This is a genomic window from Petrachloros mirabilis (assembly GCF_975968855.1).
On record NZ_CDLUDY010000287.1, the window covers coordinates 1 to 3,848 of the forward strand.

5 protein-coding genes are annotated in these 3,848 nt (G+C 55.9%); 4 read left to right on the forward strand and 1 reads right to left on the reverse strand.

The window, feature by feature from the left end:
* The coding region (locus ACWVCN_RS12300) for a DMT family transporter (protein ID WP_455246080.1) at positions 1-707 on the forward strand (707 nt) is incomplete at its 5' end.
* A gap of 107 nt (positions 708-814) precedes the next feature.
* On the forward strand, positions 815-1,240 hold the full coding sequence (locus ACWVCN_RS12305) for a nuclear transport factor 2 family protein (RefSeq protein WP_455246082.1): 426 nt from the start codon (positions 815-817) through the stop codon (positions 1,238-1,240).
* A 179-nt stretch (positions 1,241-1,419) separates the two neighbouring features.
* Here the strand turns inward: ACWVCN_RS12305 and ACWVCN_RS12310 are convergent, their stop codons facing one another.
* On the reverse strand, positions 1,420-1,656 hold the full coding sequence (locus tag ACWVCN_RS12310; RefSeq protein ID WP_455246083.1) for a hypothetical protein: 237 nt from the start codon (positions 1,654-1,656) through the stop codon (positions 1,420-1,422).
* Between ACWVCN_RS12310 and ACWVCN_RS12315 the strand changes: the two genes are divergently transcribed.
* The gene (locus tag ACWVCN_RS12315) at positions 1,655-3,280 is read left to right on the forward strand and encodes an alkaline phosphatase D family protein (RefSeq protein WP_455246085.1); all 1,626 of its coding nucleotides are present in this window, start codon (positions 1,655-1,657) and stop codon (positions 3,278-3,280) included. The two genes, ACWVCN_RS12310 and ACWVCN_RS12315, sit on opposite strands and share 2 nt — an antisense overlap.
* 183 nt (positions 3,281-3,463) lie before the next feature.
* Positions 3,464-3,848: hypothetical protein (locus ACWVCN_RS12320; protein ID WP_455246087.1), on the forward strand; the 385-nt coding region annotated here is incomplete at its 3' end.

Genomic DNA, 3,848 nt, shown 5'->3' on the forward strand with positions numbered 1-3,848 from the left:
AGACGGACTTCCGGACGCTCGGTCTGCTCGGGCTCGGGGTCTTGGGTAACCATCTGCTGATTCTGATCGGCCTTAAGTACGTAAGCGGAGCCGTTGCCGGCGTCATCATCGGATCGTCGCCTGTCGTCACCGCGTTACTGTCTTCTCTGCTGATTCAGGATGTTCCTGTGCGGGTTGTGTTGGCCGGGAGCCTGCTTTCATTTCTGGGGGTGGGGTTGGTTTCGGTCGCGGGATTTCAGGCAGCGGGTGAGGAACCATTGCTTGGCGGATCGCTGGTGTTTCTCGGCGTGGTGAGTTGGGCGTTGTATAGCATCGGGAGCCGCACGATTATGGAGCGACTCTCGCCGTTGACGGTAAATTGGACGACCCTCTTCGTCGCGACAGTTCTCCAAATCCCATTACTCTTGACCGATACGAAAATGCTGGATGCTGGTCTTGCTTCGGTTGCTGTCGCCGACTGGCTGGCGCTGGTCTACCTCATCATCTTCGCTACGGCCATCGCGCAACAGGCTTGGCTCTTTGGTGTAAAGGGCATCGGCCCTTCTCGGGCTTCAGTGCTGGGCAACCTCACGCCGGTTGCTGCAGTCGCACTCTCCGCGTTGATTCTCAGGGAATCCGTGGGGGCCGTTGAATTTCTCGGGATCGCTCTGATCCTTACCGGCGTGTGGGTGGTGCATCTGCAAACATCCAGGCTGACACAAGCCTAACGGCCTCATTCTCTCTCGCGCTCCACCTATGATTCCAGTATGATAACGCGCTTGGCTGGACTCTGTCCGAGTCATCCTCCGTCACAAATCAAGGGAGGTGCGTACAGATGCCCGCCGTTCTTTTGCCTGTGGAGGTACGCGTGATCGAACAGTATATCGAGCAAGTCACGAAAGCCAACCAACGGTTTTACGAGGCTTTCCAATCCCTCGACATTGCCAAGATGGATGAGGTGTGGGCCCATTTCGAATACGTGACCTGTATCCATCCGGGCTGGGGTCTTCGCTCCGACTGGCCCAACGTTCGCGATTCCTGGGTGTTGATCTTCAATAACACGTTCTCGATGAAGTTCGAATTGACCGAAGTCATGGTTCAGGTGGCTGGTGACATGGCCTGGGTCCTCTGCGTGGAAAACATCACCAGTCAGCAGTCGGAAGAACCGCAGGAAGCGCGCGTACTCGCCACGAATCTGTTTGAGCGGATCGGTGATGAGTGGCTGATGATTCATCATCACGGCTCGGCGGTGATGGGTTGAGGCGGTCTGCTCTCCGGGCCGGGGGGTGCGCCCTCTCAGAAGGGCCTGCATCGTTGCGCACAGTTGGGAGATGAGGTTTCTCAACTCATGATGTTACACGTACGGCAAAAAGAAGACCTCGTTCCTTCAACAGGCTCTACGTTAGAGCTGGCGAGAAAAAACCTCAGGAGTTGTTTCGGTCAGGGTTTTGAGGTTGTGGTAGGCGCTTCGACGATGATGACGTTCTTCGCCCATTCAGCGGCGACGGTGTCGCGCTGTTCCATGGTCATGCTGGCGTAGAGGGTGAACATCTGGGGGCCTTTGCGGCGGCGCCAGGTCAGGAAGTTGAGGAAGTGTTCTTTACAGACGCTATGGGTGCCGGCTGGCGCGTACACCTTGCCTTGACAGCCCTGGATCATGCAGGTCAAATCGCTCATGGGTAACTCCTTGCGACGGCTCAGTATGCAGGACCATCGTCTTACTTTTCAACTAGGCCATTTTGAATTTCACGGAGAATGGGGGTGGCTCCTTGGCTTATCGGACCCCCTCTGGAAGGTCACTCGTGAGATGGCCGTACTGCTCGGCCTAGTCGGTTCATTTACCGTCGTTCTCGCGTTCACCAATTGCACATCACCCTCAAAGGAAGGACTCCCTCCAGGAAGCCCATTTGCAGATACGCAGGTCTCCGCGAAGCCTGCCCGGATTGTTGGGCCCTTGCCTCATGGTATTGCGGTCGGCGATGTCTCAAGCCATTCCGCTATCCTCTGGCTACGAACTGATGGGCCGAAGGCTGTGCAGGTGGAATGGGCCTCTGTCGAGGCGTGGGAGAAAATTTCACTCTCGGCTTCGGTCTTTCCGCCGACGGCGCGTACTCCTGTTATTATGATGGGCCCCGAGACTGACTATACGGCGTCGATTCCTCTCGATGAACTCTCTCCGATGACGCGATATCGCTATCACATTCTGATCGGCGATCCCCATTCGACACGTTCTGAGAAGTCGTGGATCCTTGCCGCAAAAGGAGAGTTCTCGACACTCCCCGATGCGAGCCTGTCGATTCCTCTCACCTTCGCCTGGAGTGGGGATCTGGGTGGTATGGGGCATTGCCGTAGGGGAGAGTCCGGCTATCCAATTTTCGACGTAATGCTGGCGCAGCGTCCGGATTTCTTTATCTTTCTCGGCGATACCATCTATGCCGACCACACCTGTCCTTCTCCGCCCAACGAGCCAGGTGCCGACTTCGTGGCCACGACCTTGGCGGACTACCGTGCGAGGCATCGCTATCAACGAGACGCTGCGGCCCTCCGTCGATTCCTGGAGGCAGTTCCCGTTTACGTGACGTGGGATGATCATGAAGTAAAGAACAATTTTGCCGGTCCGGCTGAGCTACAGATGCCGGAAGGGCGGATGGCTTTTCGGGAATATTGGCCGATCCGGACTACCGCGAACGATCCGCACCGACTCTATCGGTCAATTCGTTACGGATCTGATGTCGAATTATTTCTCCTCGATACCAGGCAGTATCGCAGCAGGAATGCGGAGCCGGATGGGCCGAAAAAAACGATGTTGGGTCCATCGCAGTTGCGCTGGCTCGTAGACGGGCTCACGTCATCAGACGCTACATGGAAAGTTGTGGCCACAAGTGTGCCACTGTCAGTTGCTAAAGCCGGAACCAAGTCCGAGCCTGGGTACGACGGATGGGCTGGAGGGCCGGATCAAACAGGTTTCGAGCGTGAGCGTCAAGTGATCGTGGACACCATTCTGGAGCACAAGCTGAAGAATGTGGTGTTTCTTTCCGGGGATGTCCATTTTGTCCAGGCCAATGCCTATGATCCCGATGACGATGGAAAAACCGATTTCTATGAATTCGTGGCAGGCCCCCTTTCTGCCAGCGCTAACCGATTGAGCTTGCCGAGCCTGAATCTTCGTCCAAAGAATCTGGTGAACGAAAAGGGCTACAACAACTTTGGATTGGTCCATGTGACGTCACGGTCGTTTGACGTGGCCGCGATCGACGAATCCGGCAAGACGCGATTTTCCTATTCTATTGCGGCTCAATAGGAGCCACCGTCCCTTCTCCTCCCCCTTGCATTCTCGATCCTTGAGCAGGTACGGTAGCCCGTTGGTTGACGGCCGCGTGTGGAACCGGGAAAAGGCTGAAGCCATGCGTGGTCGTGTTCGCGGGGCAACAAGCGCAGTCAAGACAGCCCAGAAACGACAGCAATAGGGAGAGGAGTAATTATCATGGCAGGGTTCATGTCGGCGGATGAAATATTCGAGAAAGCACAAACGGCGGCGGTTGCCGCTACCAATCCCGATGAAAAGGCATTACAGATCGACTATCCGGCGTTGAAAGAGAAAATTCGCGCGGCGTTGGGAGACCGCAAGGTGGCGCTTTGCCACATTAACAAATTCTTGCCGGAAGGTTATGAAGACCAGGGCCGTTTCAATGTGTGTTTGCTGACGGCGGGCAACGTCTTTTTCGATATGGTCATCGGCGACTCCTATTTCCGGTACGACATCGTCTCGGTAGGGCAGCTCGATAAAGTCCAGGTGATCGATGCGATGTGGGACAACAAGGAGAAGCGTCGGGAAGAACCGTTCCTCAGCCTGCGCCTGATGCACGGCG